Here is an 18,685-nt window from a genome sequence, read left to right as displayed (position 1 = left end):
GGGGGGAGGCTCCTGGAAAACGGATTTCACCTTAGCGGCGACACCATGAAATCGGGGCGAATACTGGGCCAGAGCGCGTGCTGCGCCGTTGATCGCTCCATTTGCTGCGGCATGCATCGTCAGGTGTGCACTGTCCTACGCACTGCATCTAGCGGTTGCGGGCTGCAGTACTTCTTCCGTATTCGCGATCAGCGAGCGCCGCTCAGTGTTCTTCCTACCCAGCCTCGGGCAGATCTCCGCTGTGCGTGGAAGGTGCCGCGATCTAAGGTGAAGACGTTGATCGATAGGGTGCGGGATGGCGACCGACAGCATGGAGGTGTCAGCGCAGGCAGCGCCGCCACAGATGGGATCGGCGGTGGCCATTGCGGCCGCGTTATTGCTGGGCGTGGTGGCCTGCGCCTGGTCGCCCACACTGCTTGCGCGCATGGTTTACGTCGGCTGCGCGTGTGTTGCATTGCTGGGCAGCGGCGCGACGGTGTGGCTGCGCCCGCGCCGGAGTGCGCTATTGCTGGCAGGGGCGGCGGCACTCTTTGGATTCGGGACGATGGGGTGGCAGGTGACCGATGCCCTGCAGTCGCAACTGCTTCCCCGGAATGAAACACGCGATGTCACCGTGCGCGGACAGATTGTCGGCCTGCCGACCGCCGAGCAACGCCGTACCCGCTTTCAGCTGCGCGTGGACCAAGCGCCGGCGCAGCCGGCGGCACTGCGCGGGAAGCTCCTGCAACTGGCCTGGTACGACGACTTTGGCGCCGAGCGCATCGGCCCGCGCGCAGCGCTGCATGCAGGTGCGCGTTGGCAGCTGCGGCTCAAGCTGCGTGCGCCAAGCGGCTTGCGCAATCCCGGAGGCTTCGATGCCGAGCGCCAGGCACTGGCGCAGCGCATCGCTGCGACGGGCTATGTGCGCATGCCTGCAACCGCACGCCAGATCGCGCCGCCGCAAGGCGTGGATGCGTGGCGCGAACGGATGTCGCAACGCATCGCCGAGCGTGTCGGCGGCCCTTCTGCGCCGTACCTGCGGGCGCTCGCGCTCGGAGATACCCGCGGGCTGGACGATATGGCATGGGCAACGTTGCGCGCGACCGGGCTCAGCCATCTGATCGCCATCTCTGGATTTCATGTCGGGCTGGTCGGGGCATTCTTCGCGCTGCTGGTCGCTGGCATATGGCGCTGGCAGCCGCGACTGGGCACCTTCATGCCGCGTCTGCATGCGGCATCGATTGCCGCGCTACTCGGCGCCGCCGCCTACGCGCTATTGGCTGGCCTGGCGCTGCCGACGGTACGCACCGTGTTGATGATTGCGGTGGTGGCCCTCGCCAGGGTACTGCGGCGACGCGCCTCGACCGCGCACGTCCTCTCGCTCGCCTTGTTGGCGGTGTTGCTGTGGGATCCGCTCAGCGTGCTGGTGGCTGGCTTCTGGCTCAGCTTCGCCGGCGTGGCATGGCTGGTCTGGTGCCTGCCGTCTGACGATCGCGCCATCGTGCGCGGCTTCCTGTCTGCGCAGACCGTGGCCACCGTTGGCCTGCTGCCGTTGACGGTCAGCCTGTTCGGGCAGGCGTCGCTGGTCGGGCCATTCGCCAATTTGGTCGCCATTCCCTGGTGGACTTTCGTGGTGGTGCCGCTGTGCCTGTTGGGGACCGCGCTCGAAGCGATCTATCCAGGGACCGGCGTATGGGCATGGCAGCTTGCGGGCTGGTGCTTTGAGCTGACCTGGCCGGGGTTCGTCTGGCTCGGGCACACCGCGGTGGCGTTGTGGTGGGTGCCCGAGTCCGATGGGGTTGCCCTGATCGCCGCCTTGCTCGGTGCGTTCTGGCTGTTGCTGCCGCGCGCGACGCCGGGTAAATCGTTGGCGGCGCTGCTGTGGTTGCCGCTGCTCTGGCCGGATCGCGAGCTACCCGCCGCAGGCGAGGCGGAAGTGCAGGTGCTGGATGTGGGCCAGGGCTTGGCGGTGCTGGTGCGCACGCAACGCCATGCGTTGTTGTTCGATACCGGTCCGGCGGTGCGCGACGGGTTCGATGCCGGCGAGCGCGTCGTGCTGCCGGCGTTGCGCGCGCTTGGCGTACGCCGGCTGGATGCCATCGTGCTCAGCCACGCCGACGCCGATCATGCCGGTGGCTATGCCGCGGTGCGCACGGGGCTGCCGGTGGCACGCACGGCTGCGCCACCGGGTGCGCCGTTGGACGTCACCGCACGTTGCCGCGCCGGGCAGCAGTGGGAGTGGGACGGTGTGCGCTTCCGCTTCCTGCATCCCGGCGTTGGGTTTCCTTATCTACGCAATCAATCCAGCTGCGTGCTGCGGGTCGAGACCGCGTCTGCGAGCGCACTGTTGCCGGGCGATATTGGCGAAATCGTCGAGCGCCGCCTGCTGCGCGGGCGCGCCGCGGATCTGCGTGCGGACCTGGTGATCGTGCCGCACCACGGCAGCGCCGACGGCTCGCAGGCCGGCTTCATCGCCGCGACCGGCGCACGCCTGGCGCTGGTGTCGTCCGGTCATGGCAACAGATTCGGGCATCCGCGCGCCGAGGTCGTGCAACGCTGGAAGTCGGGCGGAGCAGAAGTGCTGGACACTGCCCAGGCGGGAGCGATACGGGTTTGGCTCGGTGCCGCGGGCATGCAACTGCGCGAGCGGCGGCGCTGGCAGCCGCGGCTATGGGATGCTGCGGAACGGCGGCGGTCGGCTGCTATCCTATCGGTCAGCGAACAGGCGGCCGTGTTGCCGGAGGAATCGAATCGTGTTGGAGCTGGTCAAGGCAGGCGGTTGGCCGATGGTGCCGTTGCTGTTGCTGGGCGTGATCGCCCTGGCGATCGTGCTGGAGCGTCTGTGGAGCCTGCGCCGCAATGAGGTGACGCCGCCGGGCCTGGGTGAAGAAGTGCGCAATTGGGCCGCGCGCGGCAATCTGGATCCCACCCACATCGAATCGCTGCGCCGCAATTCGCCGTTGGGCGCCTTGCTGGCCGCTGCGCTGGATGTGCGCGGCCGCCCGCGCGACATGATTCGCGAACGTATCGAAGACACCGGCCGGCATGTGGTGCATCGCATGGAGCGCTACCTGAATGCGTTGGGCACGATCGCTTCGGCCGGGCCGTTGTTGGGTCTGCTTGGTACCGTGGTCGGCATGATCCAGATGTTCCTGGGCATCCTCGATCACGGCGTCGGCGATGTGAATCAGCTCGCCGGCGGCATCGGCAAAGCGCTGGTGTGCACTGCCACCGGCATGATCATCGCTGTTCCGGCATTGATGGCACATCGCTTCTTCAAGGGGCGCATCGCCGGTTACATCATCGAGATGGAGCAGGAAGCCACCTTGTTGCTGGACACCATCGATGGCCGAGTCGTGCCGGCAGCCGTCGCGCCGGCCGCAGCGGGCGCCAAGCCCGTCACGGCGAAGGGTTGACGGATGCGCATCGGCAGCGACCGAAGCCAGGACGAGCCGCATATCGACCTGGTGCCATTGATTGACGTCATCTTCGTCCTCATCATCTTTTTCGTGGTGACCACGACCTTCGACGCACGCTCCACGCTGCAGCTGCAGTTGCCGACCGCCAGCGACCAGCACACCAGTGCGCCGCCGCGTTCGTTGAGCGTGCTGGTCAACGCCGATGGGCGTTATTTCATCAACGATCAGGAAGTACTGCGCTCGGATGTGGATTCGCTCAAGCAGACCATCGCCCAGATCGCCGGCGATGACCGCGAACAGACCGTGCTGATGCGCGCCGATGCGCGGACCCCGTATCAGGCCGTGGTGACCGCGCAGGATGCGCTGGGCCAGCTCGGCTTCCGGCGCATTGCCATCGCCACCGCGCCTCCGGCCAGCGCCACCGGTACGACCGGCAAGACAAGCACCAACGGAACCCGCCAGTGACCATCTCCACCGACCGCCCGGCGCCAGTGTCTTCCTGGCGCACGTACCGTCGCCTGCTGGCGTTTGCCAAGCCGTATCGCTTGTTGCTGGTGGCCGCGTTGATCGCCGCGTTGATCGAAGCGGCCGGCACCACCGGGTTTCTGGCGTTGATGAAGCCGATCACCAACGAGACCTTCATCTACAAGAACGCCGAGGTCAGTCGCTGGCTGCCGGTGCAGATCATCCTGCTGTTCGTGGTGCGCGGCGTCGCCGGCTACATCACCGACATGGCCATGGGCAAGTCCGCACGCAGCATCGCGCGCGACCTGCGTATCAAGGTGATGGCCAAGTATCTGCGCCTGCCGGGGTCACGCTTCGATTCGGAGCCGGTGCCCTCGATGCTGATACGCCTGGGCTCGGATTCGGACCAGGTTGCGCAGGCCGCAGTGGATGCGGTCAAGGTCATGATCCAGCAATCGCTGCAGGTGATCGGTGCGCTGGCACTGATGCTGTGGCATAGCTGGCAGGTGACGTTGACCATCCTGGTGCTCGCCCCGGTGCTGGCCTGGGTGATGGACAAGGTGGCGCGGCGCTACCGCCGTATCAGCCACAGCATCCAGGAAAGCGGTGCGCAGCTGCTGCAGGCTGCCGACCAGACCTTGTCCAGCCATCAGGAGGTCAAGATCTACGGGGCCCAGCAGACCGAAATGGAGCGCTATGGCGCGCTGGCCAATCGCAACCTGCGCCTGGCGATGAAGGTCGAATCCACCCGCGGCATTTCCACTGCCACCGTGCAGATGATCGGCGCGATCGGCCTGTCGGCCCTGCTGTTCGTGGCCGGTGCGCAGGCCTTGGCCGGGCGCCTGACGGCCGGCGATTTCGTCGTGCTGATGACTTCGATGCTGACCATCATTCCGGGCCTCAAGCAGCTCACCAATGTGCAGAACATGGTGCAGCGCGGCCTGGCATCGGCCGAGCGCTTGTTTTCAGTGCTCGACAGCCCGGACGAGCCGGATCAAGGTACCGTGCCGCTGACGCGTGCCAAGGGCTTGATCGAATTTCGCGATGTCACGGCGCGCTACCCCGGCCAGGTCAATCCGGCGCTGGCCGATGTCAGTTTCGTTGCGCAACCGGGCACCGTCACTGCCATCGTCGGGCGTTCCGGAAGCGGCAAGTCCAGTCTGATCAAGTTGATCCCGCGTTTTTACGAAGCCGAGGCCGGGCAGATCTTGCTCGACGGTCATCCGATGCAGGCGTATGCGCTGGCGGATCTGCGCAGGCAGATTGCGCTGGTGGGCCAGCAGGTGATGTTGTTCGACGGCAGCATCGCCGACAACGTGGCGTTCGGTGAAATGCGCAACGCCGATGCCGGCCAGTTGGAGCGGGCGATTCTGGGCGCAAACGCAATGGAATTTGTCGCGCAACTGCCCGAGGGGCTGCAGTCGCATGTCGGCACCAAGGGCGGGCGCCTGTCCGGTGGCCAGCGCCAGCGTCTGGCGATCGCACGCGCCATGCTCAAGGACGCGCCGGTCCTGATCCTGGACGAGGCCACCGCAGCGCTGGACAACGAATCCGAGCGCTTGGTACAGGACGCCCTGCACAAGCTGATGCCGGACCGCACCACGCTGGTCATCGCGCATCGCCTGTCCACCATCGAGCATGCCGATCAGGTGCTGGTGATGGACCAGGGGCGGATCGTCGAGCGCGGTACGCATCACCAATTGCTGGCGCAGGGCGGCTTGTATTCGCATCTGCACGGCATGCAATTCCGCGAACGCCAGGCATGAGCAAGCGCGGCACCCGCACCCCGGGTTACTGGTACGACAACACGCCGATCCCCTTGCCGGCGCGCATCCTGGCGCCGGTCTACGGCGCTGCCATTGCATTGCGGCGGGCGCTGTATCGCCGCGGTTGGCGCCGGCGCCACCGGGTACCAGTGCCGGTGATCGTGGTTGGCAATGTCACCGCCGGCGGCACCGGCAAGACGCCGCTGACGATCGCCTTGGTCGCAAAGCTGCAGGAAGCCGGCTGGACGCCTGGCGTCGCCAGCCGTGGCTACGGCCGCGATGACGCAGGTACCGCGCGGTGGGTCGAAGCGGACACGCCGGTGGCGCTCGGCGGCGATGAGCCGGTGTTGATCGCCTGGAAAACCGGTGCACGCGTGCGTGTCGACAGCGACCGGCTCGCCGCTGCACGGGCGCTGGTCGAAGCGGGCTGCGACATCGTGATCTGCGACGACGGGCTGCAGCATTACCGTCTGGCGCGCGATGTCGAGATCGAAGTGGTCGATGGCCAGCGGCGCTACGGCAACGGACGCCTGTTGCCCGCTGGGCCGCTGCGCGAACCGGCCGCGCGGGCACGCGATTGCGATTTCCGCGTGGTCAATCTCGGCCAGGCCAGTGCGACTGCCGCACCGCAGGTGCCCGATGATGCCGGTTTCGGCGAGTGGCAGATGCGTTTGAGCATCGACAGCGTGCAGCCGATGGATGGCAAGCGTGCGCAGCCCTTGAGCATGCTTGCCGGGCAGCGCGTGCATGCGGTGGCGGGCATCGCGCATCCGGAACGTTTCTTCGCCATGCTGCGCGCGCGCGGCATTGGCGTGGTGCCGCACGCGTTTCCGGATCATCACGTCTACCGCGCCGCGGATTTCAGCTTCGGAAGCCGCCTGCCGGTGCTGATGACCGAAAAGGATGCGGTGAAATGCCGTCCGTTCGCCGACGAGTGGTTGTACAGCGTGCCACTGAAGGCGGAGCTGCCGGCCGCGTTCTGGGTGAGTCTGCTGGACCGCCTGAACAAATTGGCCAGCCGGCAGGGCGTGTGAGTGCATCACGGGCCATGGTGAGCATGCAGCTGGACGTTGCTGGCCAACCATCGCGAGCCAGGCGTCGAGGACGCGCTTGCTGCTGTGATGTGGCATCCAGGCTGCATGACGTTTCGCAACACTCGGGCAGAGGTCTGCCCTGAAATATCGGTGCGCATGGCTGCGAGCAGGGCATGCAGCGCGTTTTTGAGTGCTGATGCCGTGCAGCGCAGCTCCCACTGAATATAGCCACTTCGCTCAATCACACATCGGCATCAAGCGATTCGGTTTTCTCGTTTCCCCACTGCATCCAGAGCGCGCACGTATGACACCCACCACGCCTGCCGATTTCGTCGTCGCCATTCCCGCCCGTTACGCCTCTACGCGGCTGCCGGGTAAACCGCTGCAACGGATCGGCGATCGCCCGATGATCCAGCATGTGGCCGAGCGTGCGTTGCTGGCGGGTGCGCGCGAGGTATGGGTGGCCACCGACGACGCGCGCATCGCTGCGGCGATCGAACATCTGCCAGGAGTGCATGTGGCAATGACCGGCGCCGCGCATCTGTCCGGCACCGACCGCCTTGCCGAATGCGCACGCATTGCCGGATGGGACGACCAGACCTGCGTGGTCAATCTGCAGGGCGACGAACCGTTCGCGCCGGCTGCAGGCATCCGCGCCGTTGCCGATCTGCTGCAGCACTCCGGTGCCCAAATGGCCACGCTGGCCGCGCCGGTGGACAACGCGCACGACCTGTTCGATCCCAACGTGGTGAAGCTGGTGCGCACAGCCGGCGGCGATGCGCTGTATTTCAGCCGCGCGCCGATTCCCTGGCACCGCGACAGCTTCGCCAGCCAGCGCGATAGCGTGCCTGCAGAAGGTCAGTGGCTGCGCCACATCGGCATCTACGCCTATCGCGCAGGCTTCCTGCAACGCTTCGCGGCCATGCCGCCTGGCATGCTGGAGCGCATCGAATCGCTGGAACAACTGCGCGTGATGGAAGCCGGTTATCGCATCGCCGTGGCGGTGACGCCTGAGCCGTTTCCGCCGGGCATCGATACCCCGGACGATCTCGTCCGCGCACAGGTGCGGGTGGCATCGCCATGAAGGTGCTGGTCGTCTGCCTGGGCAATATCTGCCGCTCACCGATGGGCGAGGGTGCGTTGCGTGCGCGGCTGGATGAAGCCCGTTTGTCGCGGCGCATCCAGGTCGATTCGGCCGGTACCGGCGACTGGCATGCCGGCGAGGCGCCGGACCCGCGCGCCATCCGCTGCGCGCGCGGTCACGGCGTGGATATTTCCGGCCTCCGCGCGCGCCAGGTGAAGCACTCGGATTTCGAGCATTTCGATTGGCTGTTGTGCGCAGACGCCAGCAATCTGCGCGATCTGCAGCGGCTCGCCCCGGCGGCGCAGCGCGACAAGCTCGCCTTGTGGCTGCCCTGGGCCGGCATCGACGCGCGCGATGAAATCCCCGACCCGTATACCGGCAGCATGCATGACTTCGAGCAGGTATGGCAGCTGGTCGACACTGCCGCGCGCCTCACCGTGGCCAGACTCACCCGCGGCTAATCGCGCTTGGGCATAATCACCGCATGAACGCCCAGCTCACCCAGGAACTGCCGGAATTTCCCACCTGGCTCAATGCCAGGCCCTCCACCTTGCAGGAGCATCGCGGCCGTGCGCTGGTGCTGGCGTTCGTCAACGCCAGTTCGGTGTGGTGCGCCGAACGCCTGGCCGAGCTTGCCCACTGGCAGGCGCGCAGCCCTGGCCGGCTCCAGGTGATCGTGGTGCAGGTGCCGCGTTTCGACAGCGAGCGCCTGCCGCAACGCTCGCTTAAACAACTGCGCGGACACGGCGTGAGTGCGCCGATCCTGCTCGACAAGGACTGGGAAACCTGGCGTCGCTTCGGTATCGAATCCTGGCCCACGCTGGTGCTGCTGGATGCCTACGGCCGCGAGCGGCAGCGCCTGGTGGGCGTCACTGGCGATCTGGACAAGGCGCTGACTGCCCTGTGCGAGGGCCAGCAGCCGCCATCGGACGCCGACCTGCACGGCGTGGCCGAGCGCGAGCCCGAGCCGCACCTGGCATTGCGTTTTCCTACCGGCCTGGCCGCGACCGAAGACCGGTTGTATGTCGCCGATACCGGCCATCACCGCGTGCTCGAGTGCACGCACAGCGGGCGCGTACTGCGCCAGTTCGGGCATGGCAATGCTGATCTCATCGACGGCGGTGTCGGCGAAGCGGCATTCCGGCGCCCGCAAGGTTTGGCGTTGGAACGCGATCAGCTGTATGTCGCCGATACAGGCAACCATGCGCTACGTCGTATCAACCTGCGCAGCGGGCAGGTGGATACCTTGTGCGGCACCGGCCGTTCCGGCGAGCCGGTCGAAGGCCCGCTGGCGTCGCCCGGTGCCTCTGCGCTGAACTACCCGCAAGGTCTGGCCATCGCCGACAACCAGGTGTTGATCGCCATGGCCGGCGATAACCGGATCTGGAGTTATCACCTGGGCCGCGCCGCGCTGACCGCGCGCGCAGGCACCGGTGCCCTTGAAATTCGCGACGGCAGCGGCCATCTCGCTGCTTTCGCACAGCCGGCCGGCTTGGCGTCCGTGCAGCAGGTGGCCTATGTCTGCGACGGGCTGGGCTCGTCAATCCGCACCATGCAACTACGCGGCGATCTGGTACAGACCTTGGTCGGCGGGCAGGGCACCTGGCAGTTTGGAGATCAGGACGGCCCACGCAGCACGGCACGCCTGCAGTTCCCACAGGCCATTGCACTGGCGGCCGATTCGCCGTTGCTGTGGATCGCCGACACCGGCAATGGCCGCCTGCGCTGCCTGCGCCTGGGCGGCGGTGAATTGACCACGGTCGCGCTGCCGCGTCGTCTGCATGGCCCGGCCGGTCTGGCGGTCACCGCCGGTGCGGTCTGGATCGCAGAAACCGATGCACATGCCATCTTGCGGTACGACCTTGCAAGCGGCGAACTGAGTGATGTTTCGATAGACGAATGAGCGTCAGGCCCCACAACGATTTCGATGGAAAAGCGTTTGCTGCGCAACTGAGCACCGCGCCTGGCGTCTATCGCATGTATGCGGGCGACGATACCTTGCTGTACGTCGGCAAGGCCGGCGCGTTGCGCAAGCGTGTGGGCAGCTATTTCAACGGGACACCGAAGAACGCCCGGTTGACCTCGATGCTGTCGCAGGTCGCGCGCATGGACGTCACCGTCACCCGCAGCGAAGCCGAAGCGCTACTGCTGGAAAACCAGCTGATCAAATCGCTGTCGCCGCGCTACAACGTCTCGTTGCGTGACGACAAGAGCTACCCATACGTGTTGCTGACCCGCGAACAATGGCCCCGGATTGCCTTGCACCGCGGTCCGCGTGCGGTGCAAGGCCGTTATTTCGGCCCTTACACGGGCGTCACCGGTGTCCGCGAAACGCTCAGCCTGATGCACAAGCTCTTCAAGCTGCGCAGTTGCGAGGACAGCGTATTCCGCAACCGTTCGCGGCCATGCCTGCAATACCAGATCGGGCGTTGCAGCGGCCCGTGCGTGGACTTGGTGGCGGCTCCGGATTACGCCGAATCGGTACGCCGCGCCACCATGTTTCTCGAAGGCAAGAGCGATCAGCTCGGCGAAGAGATCATGCACTCGATGCAGCAGGCCAGCGAGGCGCTGGAATTCGAGCGTGCTGCGCGTTTGCGCGATTTGCTCTCGTCGCTGCGCAGCATGCAGAACCGTCAATACGTCGACGGGCGTGCAGCGGATCTGGACGTGCTGGCCTGCGCCACGCAATCCAGCCAGGCTTGCGTCTTGTTGCTGAGTTTTCGCGACGGCCGCAATCTCGGCACGCGCTCGTTCTTTCCCAAGACCAACGGGGAAGACAGTGCCGACGAAATTCTTGGCGCGTTCGTATCGCAGTACTACGCCGAGCACTCTCCGCCGCGCGAAATCCTGCTCGACCGCGAGATCCCGGAAGCCGAGCTGATCGAAGCGGCGCTCAGTACGGCGGCCGAGCACAAGGTGGCGCTGAAGTGGAACGTGCGCGGCGAGCGTGCCGGCTATCTGCTGCTGGCCACGCGCAATGCGCAGCTGACGCTTGTCACCGAGCTCACCAGCCAGAGCGCTCAGCACGCACGCAGCGAAGCCTTGCGCGAGATGCTTGGACTTGCCGAGCCGGTCAAGCGCGTGGAGTGTTTCGACATCAGTCACACCATGGGCGAGGCGACCGTCGCTTCGTGCGTGGTATTCGACGCCAGTGGCCCGGTGCGTGGCCAGTACCGGCGCTTCAATATTTCCGGCATCACGCCGGGCGACGACTACGCAGCCATGCGGCAGGCGATCGAGCGCCGCTTCCGTCGCGCCGTGGAAGAGAACGGCGTGCTCCCCGACGTACTGTTGATCGACGGTGGCGCAGGCCAGCTGGCACAGGCGCAGGCCGCGCTGGCCGATCTCGGGGTCGAGAACGTGTTGCTGGTCGGCGTGGCCAAGGGCGAAGAGCGCCGGGCCGGGCACGAAGCGTTGATCATGGCCGACGGCCGCGAGCTGCGGCCGGGCGCGGCGTCGCCTGCGCTGCAATTCATCCAGCAGGTGCGTGACGAAGCGCACCGCTTTGCGATCACCGGCCACCGCGGTCGCCGCCAGAAGGCGCGCATGACCAGCAAGCTCGAGGATATCCCCGGCATCGGCCCTCGGCGCCGCGCGAGTCTGCTCAAGCACTTCGGCGGGCTGGTCGGGCTCAAGGCCGCCGGCGAGGCTGAGATTGCACGAGTGGAGGGGGTCAATGCCGCACTTGCCGCGCGAATCTACGCTAACCTGCACGGGCTGGCGCTTCCCGATGCGGCAGGCGAGGCAAGTCCGCAATGAAGTTGACCATCCCCACGTGGCTGACACTGCTGAGGATCGTGATGATCCCGGTGTTGGTCGTGGTGTTCTACCTGCCGTACACGTGGACGAATTTCGCGTCCGCCGGCGTGTTTGCGCTGGCCGCCATCACCGACTGGCTGGATGGCTGGGTCGCGCGGCGTTATCACCAATATTCCGCGTTCGGCGCATTTCTGGACCCGGTCGCCGACAAGTTGATGGTCGCCGTGGCGCTGTTCCTGATTGTGCAGGGCCATCCCAAGCCGTGGATGGCGTTCTGGGCTGCAGTCATCGTCGGACGCGAGATTGCCGTCTCTGCACTCCGCGAGTGGATGGCCGAGATCGGCCAGCGCGCCAAGGTACGCGTGGCGGCCATCGGCAAGATCAAGACCACCGCACAAATGGTGGCCTTGCTGTGCCTGTTGTATTCGGTCACGCCTGGGCAAATGCCCACGCATGAAATCTGGCTGGGCAACCTGATATTTCGTGCAGGCTACTGGACACTCGCCATTGCGGCCTTGCTGACGCTGTGGTCGGGGTTTCAGTATCTGCAGGCTGCATGGCCAAGCCTGCGCGCCGACGAAAAAGCAGCGATCAGCAACAAGCCGAAAAAAATCGAAAGCAACAGTTGACAGCTATCCTGTTCGCTGTAGAATTTCGCCTCCCAAGCGGGAATAGCTCAGTTGGTAGAGCGCAACCTTGCCAAGGTTGAGGTCGCGAGTTCGAGTCTCGTTTCCCGCTCCAGATGTAGACAGGACCCCGCGTCAGGGGTCTCGTCGTTTCAAGGCAGGATGCCTTGGGTTTGATGTTTCGGCCTGGTGGTAGAGTGGTTATGCAGCGGACTGCAAATCCGCGTACGCCGGTTCAATTCCGGCCCAGGCCTCCACATCGCATGCGGTCTTCCTGCCATCGATAACGACGACAGGGCTGGCGCAACGAAGTAACACGCTGTACAATTTTGCTCCACGCGGGAATAGCTCAGTTGGTAGAGCGCAACCTTGCCAAGGTTGAGGTCGCGAGTTCGAGTCTCGTTTCCCGCTCCAAATTCGAACCCTGGATATCGATCGATATCCAGGGTTTTTTTATTGGTCGCGTGTTATTGCCGGGGGCGTCCACGCACTACGCGGCGGCTGCGAAATATGAGCGGTGGTGCTGCGGTGTCCGGTAATGAGCGCATGTGCCAGTGCGCACACCTGTGCTTGGACACTTGGACACGTGGGTTTGACTGATTGCGTTGGAGGAATGGCGCAACGCGATGTCGCGGGCACGCGTAATCGAAACGCATCCGGGCCAGGTGACCAGCGCGTTGGCTGCATGATGCGGATGGTCGTGCATGGACATCAGCCGGTAAGCGGCGCGCAGACGATTGCGTGTGCGCCGACTCGATTACCTTATACATCGTGTGCCCGGGGCGGGGGTCGAACCCGCATAGCCTTGCGGCTGAGGGATTTTAAGTCCCTTGCGTCTACCAATTTCGCCACCCGGGCATTGCGATAGCGTGCCTGATTGCGCGGCGATTGTGAATCTTTGCTGCGTCCTTCCTGCACTGCCTGGCGCCTGCGGCCTGCGTTATGCTGCCGCCGCATAGCGGGCCGCCACGGGCTGCGCACCATTTTAAGGAACCGCATGTCCGGCATCACGCTTCTCGCCCCCCCACAGGGGCGCATCGCCGTCATCGGCTTGGGTTATGTCGGCCTGCCGTTGGCGGTTGCATTCGGGGAGCAGCGCGACACCCTGGGCTTTGACATCGATGCGCAGCGCGTTGCGCAATTGCGCGAGGGCCACGATGCCACGCTGGAACTGGACGATGCCGAATTGGCTGCCGCAACACAGTTGCGCTATAGCGCAAACGCTGCGGATCTGGCCGCCTGTCGCATTTTCATCGTGACCGTGCCAACGCCGATCGACAGCTTCGAGCAACCGGATCTGGAGCCGTTGCGTAGCGCCACGGCTTTGATCGCCGCCGCCCTCAAGCCCGGCGACCTGGTGATCTACGAATCCACGGTCTATCCAGGAACCACCGAAGAAGTTTGCGTGCCCTTGCTCGAAGCAGGCTCCGGGTTGCGTTTCAACCACGACTTCTTTTGCGGTTACAGCCCCGAGCGTGTCAATCCCGGCGATCGCCAGCGGCGTCTGCGCGACATTCCCAAGATCACCTCGGGCTCGACGGCGGACGCCGCTGATGCAGTCGACGCGCTGTACACCAGCATCATCACTGCCGGCACCTGGCGCGCTCGGTCGATGCGCGTGGCCGAAGCGGCAAAGGTGGTCGAAAACATCCAGCGCGACGTCAATATCGCACTGGTCAATGAGTTGGCGTTGATTTTCGACAAGTTGGGAATCGACACCTTGGATGTGCTCGAGGCCGCAGGAACCAAGTGGAATTTCCTGCCGTTTCGCCCTGGCCTGGTCGGTGGGCATTGCATCGGCGTGGATCCGTACTACCTGATGCACAAGTCCGAAAGCGTGGGCTATCACCCGGACCTGATCCACACCGCGCGGCAGGTCAACAATCGGGTCGGCCGACATGTGGCCGAGCGCGTGTGCGGCATGCTGGCCATGCGTGGCGTCGCGCTCGCGCAGGCGAGGGTGCTGGTACTGGGCGCCACATTCAAGGAAAACTGCCCGGATCTGCGCAACAGCCGCGCCCTGGAATTGGTGCAGTTGCTGCAGGCCGGGGGTGTGCAGGTGGACACTTGCGACCCGTGGGCAGACCCGGCTGAAGCGCTGCAGCACGGCGGTGTGCATTTAAGCCAGACGCCGGAAGAGGGCGCCTACGATGCCGTGGTGCTGGCAGTGGCGCACGCGCAGTATCGCGACTACGACGTCGCGCAGATCGCCGCGCTCGGCAAGCCGGGCGCGGTGGTGTACGACGTCAAATCGGTGTGGCCGCGTGCGGCAGTCAGCGATCGTCTGTAGCGTCTGCGTTGTGCTGCGCTAGCCACTGCACAGCGCCGCGTGCGGCGCGTCGGCCGCTGGCGAAGCAGGCGGTGAGCAGGTAGCCGCCGGTTGGCGCTTCCCAATCGAGCATTTCGCCAGCGCAAAACACCCCTGGTTGCGACTGCGCCATCAGCTGATCGTCCAGCGCCTCCAGCCGCACGCCGCCTGCAGAACTGATTGCTTCGGCAAGCGGACGTGGCCGCAACAGTCGCAGCGGCAACTGCTTGAGCGTGCGTGCGACCAACGCCACGTCGTCGCCCGCCTGCTTGCCGAGTTCTTCGTAGAGCAGGGCCGCCTTGACACCATCGATGCCGACCTGGCGGCGCAGATGCTCGCTGAAACTGCGCCCCTTGCGCGGTTGGGCCAGTTCGGCATGCACGCGTTCGAGCGAGCGGCCGGGAATCAGATCCAGCACGAGTTCGGCGACGCCATGGGCGTCGATCTGCTCGCGCAGGTCCGCGGCCAAGGCATAGATCAAGCTGCCCTCGATGCCGTTCGCTGTGGCCACGCATTCGCCCTGCAATGCATGCTGCATGCCGTTGCCATCCTGCCAATGCGCAACGACCGGTTTCAGCGGTGCACCTGCATGGCGCTGCACGAAGTGCGCACTCCAATCGATATCGAAGCCGCAGTTGGCCGGCACCAGGGGCGCTACCGCGATACCGCGTTGCTGCAGTGTTGCTTGCCACTGGCCGTCGGAACCAAGCTGCGGCCAGCTGCCGCCACCAAGCGCCAGCACGACTGCCTCTGCACTGCACTCCACAGCACCGGTGGGTGTGTCGAAACGGAGTGCGCCGTTTTCAGTCCAGCCCAGCCAGCGGTGCTGCACATGAAACGTGACACCCTGCTCCTTGAGCCGGCGCACCCAGCCGCGCAGCAAGGGTGCGGCCTTGCGGTCCATTGGAAAGACACGGCCGGAACTGCCGACGTAGGTCTCGACACCGAGCTCTCGCGCCCAATCGCGCAGCGCATCAGCATCGAAGTCCTGCAACCATGCGGAAACCGGTTGCTGACGTTGGCGATAGCGTTGCGCAAACAGCGGCATCGAATCGGAATGCGTGAGGTTCAAGCCGCCTTTGCCAGCGATCAGGAACTTGCGTCCCACCGAGCCCTTGGCTTCGTACAGATCCACCGCCAAGCCTGCCGCGCAGGCCACTTCCGCCGCCATCAAACCGGCCGGCCCACCGCCGATCACGGCCAGCCGCTGCCTGCTCAGATCAGTCATCGTCAGGCACTCAGCGCGGCTGCACGCCCAGCAATTCCACATCGAACACCAGCGATGCACCGGGCGGTATCACGCCACCGGCGCCGTTGTCGCCATAGCCGTAATCGGGCGGAATCATCAAGGTGCGCTTGCCGCCGACACGCATGCCGGCCACGCCATCGTCCCAGCCGCGGATGACCTGGTGGCCGCCTAGTACGAATTGGAACGGCTCAGCGCGATCCAGCGAGCTGTCGAACTTCTTGCCGTGCTTGTCGGCGGCTTTTTCGTCGTACAGCCAGCCGGTGTAGTGCACGGTGACCATGGCGCCTGGTGTGGCCTCTGCACCGGTCCCCACGGTGCGGTCGATCCGCTCGAAACTGGCGATGGTGCCGCCGGAGGGCGGCAGGGCGGGCGCGCAGCTTGCGAGCAACAGGGCGACAACGAGCGTCAACAAAAGGCGCATGGCAGGGTCCATGGAGAAAGGCCGCCATTATCGCACCTGGCTCCCGGTATCATCGCGGCATGGCCAAGCTGCTGCTCAATCTGCGCAATGTTCCCGACGACGAAGCCGATGAGGTGCGGGCGCTGATGCGCGAGCAGCGCGTGCAGATCTATGAAACGCGCCCCAGCAACTGGGGGATTTCCGCTGGCGGTATCTGGCTCAGCGACGATGCCGACTATCCACGCGCCAAGGCGGCGATGGATGCCTACCAGGCGCAGCGCGGCGCGATTGCGCGTGCCCAGCGCCAGGAGGAACTTGCAGCCGGCACTGCGGAGACCTTTGGCGCGTTGCTGCGCAGGCGACCGGTCTTCGTGCTCGTGACGCTGATCGGCATGCTGGTCGTCGCCTCGCTGGTGTTGCTGCCGTTTGTGCTGTTGCGCGGCTGAGTGCGCGGCATGACGCGCTTGCAGGCACGCTGCTGCACCGTGCTGGACGTCCCGTTCACGGCGCTCGCTAGGGGCTGCCCGCGGCCCTAAAATAGCCGCATGATGATCAATACCGCCGCCTACCAGTTCGTCACCATCCAGGATCCGCAGACACTTGCCGACGGCGTGCGCGCGCAAGCCGAGCAGCATGCGCTGAAAGGATCGGTACTGGTAGCCGAAGAGGGCATCAACCTGTTCCTGGCAGGGGCTGCCGAGCAGATCGGCGCGTTCTATGCCTGGCTGCAGGCCGACGCGCGGTTTGCGCAGATGCGCATCAAGTACAGCGAAAGCGCGCATCAGCCGTTTGCGCGGCTCAAGGTCAAGATCAAGCCGGAGATCATCAGTTTTCGGCGCGACGATGCATCGCCGCTGCAAGGTCGTGCACCGTCGGTGACGCCTGCCGTGCTGCGCGAGTGGCTGCGTAATGGGCAGGATGATCGCGGCCGTCCGCTGGTGTTGCTGGACACGCGCAATGCGCAGGAAGTGGCATACGGGACCTTCCAGGGTGCATTGACGCTGCCGATCGACAAGTTCACCGACTTGCCTGGCGCGCTGGAACCGCATCGTGGCGCGTTGGCCGATGCCACGGTGGTCAGCTTCTGCACCGGTGGCATCCGTTGCGAAAAGGCCGCGCTGTGGATGCAGGCCGATGGCATGGACAACGTGCTGCAACTGGAGGGCGGAATCCTCGGCTACTTCGAAGAGGTCGGTGGCGAAGGCTACGAGGGCCGCTGCTTCGTCTTCGACGAACGCGTTGCGCTGGATCCCGAATTAAAACCCTTGGTGGACGCCGACCGTACCGCCTAGCCAGTGAAAATCTGACCGAGCGCGACTGCATTGCCCGATGTCACCGGTCGGCCTGGCGCCCGCATCATCGGCACACGTTGCAACATCTTGCCTAGAGACATCGCGCCATGCGCACGTCATGCATGCTCTAGTGACGTGTCATAACGCTCTAACTTGGGCGTAATACGTCGCATCGAGCTTGCCCTGAATTATTCACGGAGATAGGCTGCACCAGCCAGCCGCTAGCGAGGACAACAAGGATGACCATCAGAGTTTTTCTGATCGACGATCATGCACTCGTGCGTACAGGCATGAAGATGATTCTGTCCAAGGAAGTGGACGTCGATGTGGTGGGTGAAGCAGAGAGCGGCGAAGCCGCATTGCCGCAGATTCGTCAACTCAAACCGGACATCGTGCTGTGCGATCTGCATTTGCCCGGCGTCAGCGGCCTGGAAATTACCGAGCGCATCGTCAAGGGCGACTACGGTACGCGGGTCATCATCGTCTCCGTGCTCGAAGACGGCCCATTGCCCAAGCGTTTGCTCGAGGCAGGCGCCTCCGGCTATGTGGGCAAGGGTGGTGACGCGCACGAGTTGCTGCGCGCGGTGCGTGAAGTCGCATTGGGACGGCGTTATCTCGGCAATACGATCGCGCAGAACCTGGCTCTGTCTAATCTGGAAGGTGGCGGTTCACCGTTTGATGCATTGTCGCCCCGTGAGCTGGAAGTGGCCTTGCTGCTGACCCAGGGCCTGCGCCAGGAAGACATCGCCAAGCGCCTGAACCTCAGCGCCAAGACCATCAACACGCACAAGGCACGCCTGTTCGAGAAGGTCGGCATCCAGGACAACATTGCGCTGGCGCGGCTAGCCAATCAATACGGTCTGACCGATCCCTCCAGGGTGCTGTGAACCGTTGCCTTGAGTGCAGTGCAGTGGCTGCGCTGCATCGCAAGGCCAGGGCGCACAACATCGCGTAGAGAAAGCTCATCACGTGCCTAGAAATGACGTGTCTCGCCCTCAGAAGCGGTTGCTGGATTGCGTCAACGCGTGAGTGGGGGAACTAGCCCGACCTTCTAGAGGCGCGCGGTATGTCGAACAAGACCCGGGCGTCAGGGCGCCCGGGGGGTGAGCGTAACGACACGCCGGGTACTATGAGCTTTCCGCGCTGATTGTCGTCATGTGCCAGCAAGGCCTGGCCTCGCCGCACTTGCCGATCGAAGGGTCTTTGCACCCACTGACCACGAGTGACGACAAACGTCGCCGCTCATGTGGAAGAACGTGGAGCGTCGATGTCTCGCCGGGATCACAACCGGCGGATGCGGTTTG

The 18,685-nt window shown here is 64.9% G+C and carries 16 protein-coding genes and 4 tRNA genes; 17 read left to right on the top strand and 3 right to left on the bottom strand.

The features are described from left to right. The first annotated feature begins 295 nt into the window (after positions 1-295). The 13 genes from ACCQ15_RS11150 (at position 296) to ACCQ15_RS11090 (ending at position 12,546) form a co-directional block, all read left to right on the top strand. Positions 296-2,842, top strand: a complete 2,547-nt coding sequence (locus tag ACCQ15_RS11150) for a DNA internalization-related competence protein ComEC/Rec2 (protein ID WP_372380570.1) — start codon at positions 296-298, stop codon at positions 2,840-2,842. Then, positions 2,733-3,395 (top strand): MotA/TolQ/ExbB proton channel family protein, encoded by a 663-nt coding sequence (locus ACCQ15_RS11145; RefSeq protein WP_033479147.1) that lies wholly within the window; start codon positions 2,733-2,735, stop codon positions 3,393-3,395. The genes ACCQ15_RS11150 and ACCQ15_RS11145 overlap by 110 nt, the downstream gene beginning before the upstream one ends. Before the next feature lie 3 nt (positions 3,396-3,398). Then, positions 3,399-3,863: an ExbD/TolR family protein gene (locus tag ACCQ15_RS11140; protein WP_372380569.1), complete on the top strand. Its 465-nt coding sequence runs from the start codon at positions 3,399-3,401 to the stop codon at positions 3,861-3,863. Further along, entirely contained in the window at positions 3,860-5,629 is a 1,770-nt protein-coding gene (gene msbA, locus ACCQ15_RS11135; protein ID WP_372380568.1) for a lipid A export permease/ATP-binding protein MsbA, read from the top strand. Before ACCQ15_RS11140 ends, msbA begins: the two co-directional genes overlap by 4 nt. Beyond that, positions 5,626-6,663 carry a tetraacyldisaccharide 4'-kinase gene (gene lpxK / locus ACCQ15_RS11130; protein WP_008576646.1) on the top strand — a complete coding sequence of 346 codons (1,038 nt, stop codon included), beginning with the start codon at positions 5,626-5,628 and terminating at the stop codon, positions 6,661-6,663. Before msbA ends, lpxK begins: the two co-directional genes overlap by 4 nt. Before the next feature lie 304 nt (positions 6,664-6,967). After that, positions 6,968-7,747: a 3-deoxy-manno-octulosonate cytidylyltransferase gene (gene kdsB / locus ACCQ15_RS11125; protein WP_014090250.1), complete on the top strand. Its 780-nt coding sequence runs from the start codon at positions 6,968-6,970 to the stop codon at positions 7,745-7,747. After that, complete coding sequence (locus tag ACCQ15_RS11120) at positions 7,744-8,208, top strand: low molecular weight protein-tyrosine-phosphatase (RefSeq protein ID WP_011347459.1); 465 nt, start codon at positions 7,744-7,746, stop codon at positions 8,206-8,208. Before kdsB ends, ACCQ15_RS11120 begins: the two co-directional genes overlap by 4 nt. A 23-nt stretch (positions 8,209-8,231) precedes the next feature. After that, the gene (locus ACCQ15_RS11115) at positions 8,232-9,650 is read left to right on the top strand and encodes an NHL repeat-containing thioredoxin family protein (RefSeq protein ID WP_029819492.1); all 1,419 of its coding nucleotides are present in this window, start codon (positions 8,232-8,234) and stop codon (positions 9,648-9,650) included. Next, the gene (gene uvrC / locus ACCQ15_RS11110) at positions 9,647-11,506 is read left to right on the top strand and encodes an excinuclease ABC subunit UvrC (RefSeq protein ID WP_008574530.1); all 1,860 of its coding nucleotides are present in this window, start codon (positions 9,647-9,649) and stop codon (positions 11,504-11,506) included. Before ACCQ15_RS11115 ends, uvrC begins: the two co-directional genes overlap by 4 nt. After that, positions 11,503-12,135, top strand: coding sequence for a CDP-diacylglycerol--glycerol-3-phosphate 3-phosphatidyltransferase (gene pgsA, locus ACCQ15_RS11105; protein WP_372380567.1), 633 nt, complete (start codon positions 11,503-11,505; stop codon positions 12,133-12,135). Before uvrC ends, pgsA begins: the two co-directional genes overlap by 4 nt. Before the next feature lie 36 nt (positions 12,136-12,171). Then, positions 12,172-12,247, top strand: a tRNA-Gly gene (locus ACCQ15_RS11100). A 68-nt stretch (positions 12,248-12,315) separates the two neighbouring features. Then, positions 12,316-12,389, top strand: a tRNA-Cys gene (locus ACCQ15_RS11095). Positions 12,390-12,470: 81 nt separating this feature from the next. Beyond that, a tRNA-Gly gene (locus ACCQ15_RS11090) sits at positions 12,471-12,546 on the top strand. A gap of 360 nt (positions 12,547-12,906) precedes the next feature. On the opposite strand, the gene ACCQ15_RS11085 is transcribed toward ACCQ15_RS11090, so the two are convergent. Further along, positions 12,907-12,990: transfer RNA gene (locus ACCQ15_RS11085), tRNA-Leu, on the bottom strand. Positions 12,991-13,129: 139 nt separating this feature from the next. On the opposite strand from ACCQ15_RS11085, the gene ACCQ15_RS11080 reads away from it, so the two are divergent. Then, a complete protein-coding gene (locus tag ACCQ15_RS11080) occupies positions 13,130-14,422 on the top strand; it encodes a nucleotide sugar dehydrogenase (RefSeq protein ID WP_046932256.1) in 1,293 nt (430 codons plus the stop codon). On the opposite strand, the gene ACCQ15_RS11075 is transcribed toward ACCQ15_RS11080, so the two are convergent. Then, on the bottom strand, positions 14,406-15,668 hold the full coding sequence (locus ACCQ15_RS11075; RefSeq protein WP_218488421.1) for a TIGR03862 family flavoprotein: 1,263 nt from the start codon (positions 15,666-15,668) through the stop codon (positions 14,406-14,408). The two genes, ACCQ15_RS11080 and ACCQ15_RS11075, sit on opposite strands and share 17 nt — an antisense overlap. A 10-nt stretch (positions 15,669-15,678) precedes the next feature. Then, a complete protein-coding gene (locus ACCQ15_RS11070; protein ID WP_014090254.1) occupies positions 15,679-16,110 on the bottom strand; it encodes an FKBP-type peptidyl-prolyl cis-trans isomerase in 432 nt (143 codons plus the stop codon). A gap of 59 nt (positions 16,111-16,169) precedes the next feature. Between ACCQ15_RS11070 and ACCQ15_RS11065 the strand changes: the two genes are divergently transcribed. The 3 genes from ACCQ15_RS11065 (at position 16,170) to ACCQ15_RS11055 (ending at position 18,268) form a co-directional block, all read left to right on the top strand. Beyond that, positions 16,170-16,535: a DUF6164 family protein gene (locus tag ACCQ15_RS11065; RefSeq protein WP_008575660.1), complete on the top strand. Its 366-nt coding sequence runs from the start codon at positions 16,170-16,172 to the stop codon at positions 16,533-16,535. Between the two features lie 99 nt (positions 16,536-16,634). Further along, entirely contained in the window at positions 16,635-17,381 is a 747-nt protein-coding gene (locus tag ACCQ15_RS11060; RefSeq protein ID WP_136732588.1) for a sulfurtransferase, read from the top strand. A gap of 239 nt (positions 17,382-17,620) precedes the next feature. Then, positions 17,621-18,268, top strand: coding sequence for a response regulator (locus tag ACCQ15_RS11055; RefSeq protein ID WP_003489223.1), 648 nt, complete (start codon positions 17,621-17,623; stop codon positions 18,266-18,268). The last annotated feature ends 417 nt before the right edge of the window (positions 18,269-18,685 follow it).

Origin of the sequence: Xanthomonas sp. NCPPB 1754, from assembly GCF_041475725.2 — a bacterium.
GTDB classification, from domain to species: domain Bacteria; phylum Pseudomonadota; class Gammaproteobacteria; order Xanthomonadales; family Xanthomonadaceae; genus Xanthomonas; species Xanthomonas euvesicatoria.
The sequence above is the reverse complement of the archived record's forward strand: the minus strand, read 5'-3'. Positions and strand labels throughout refer to the sequence as shown.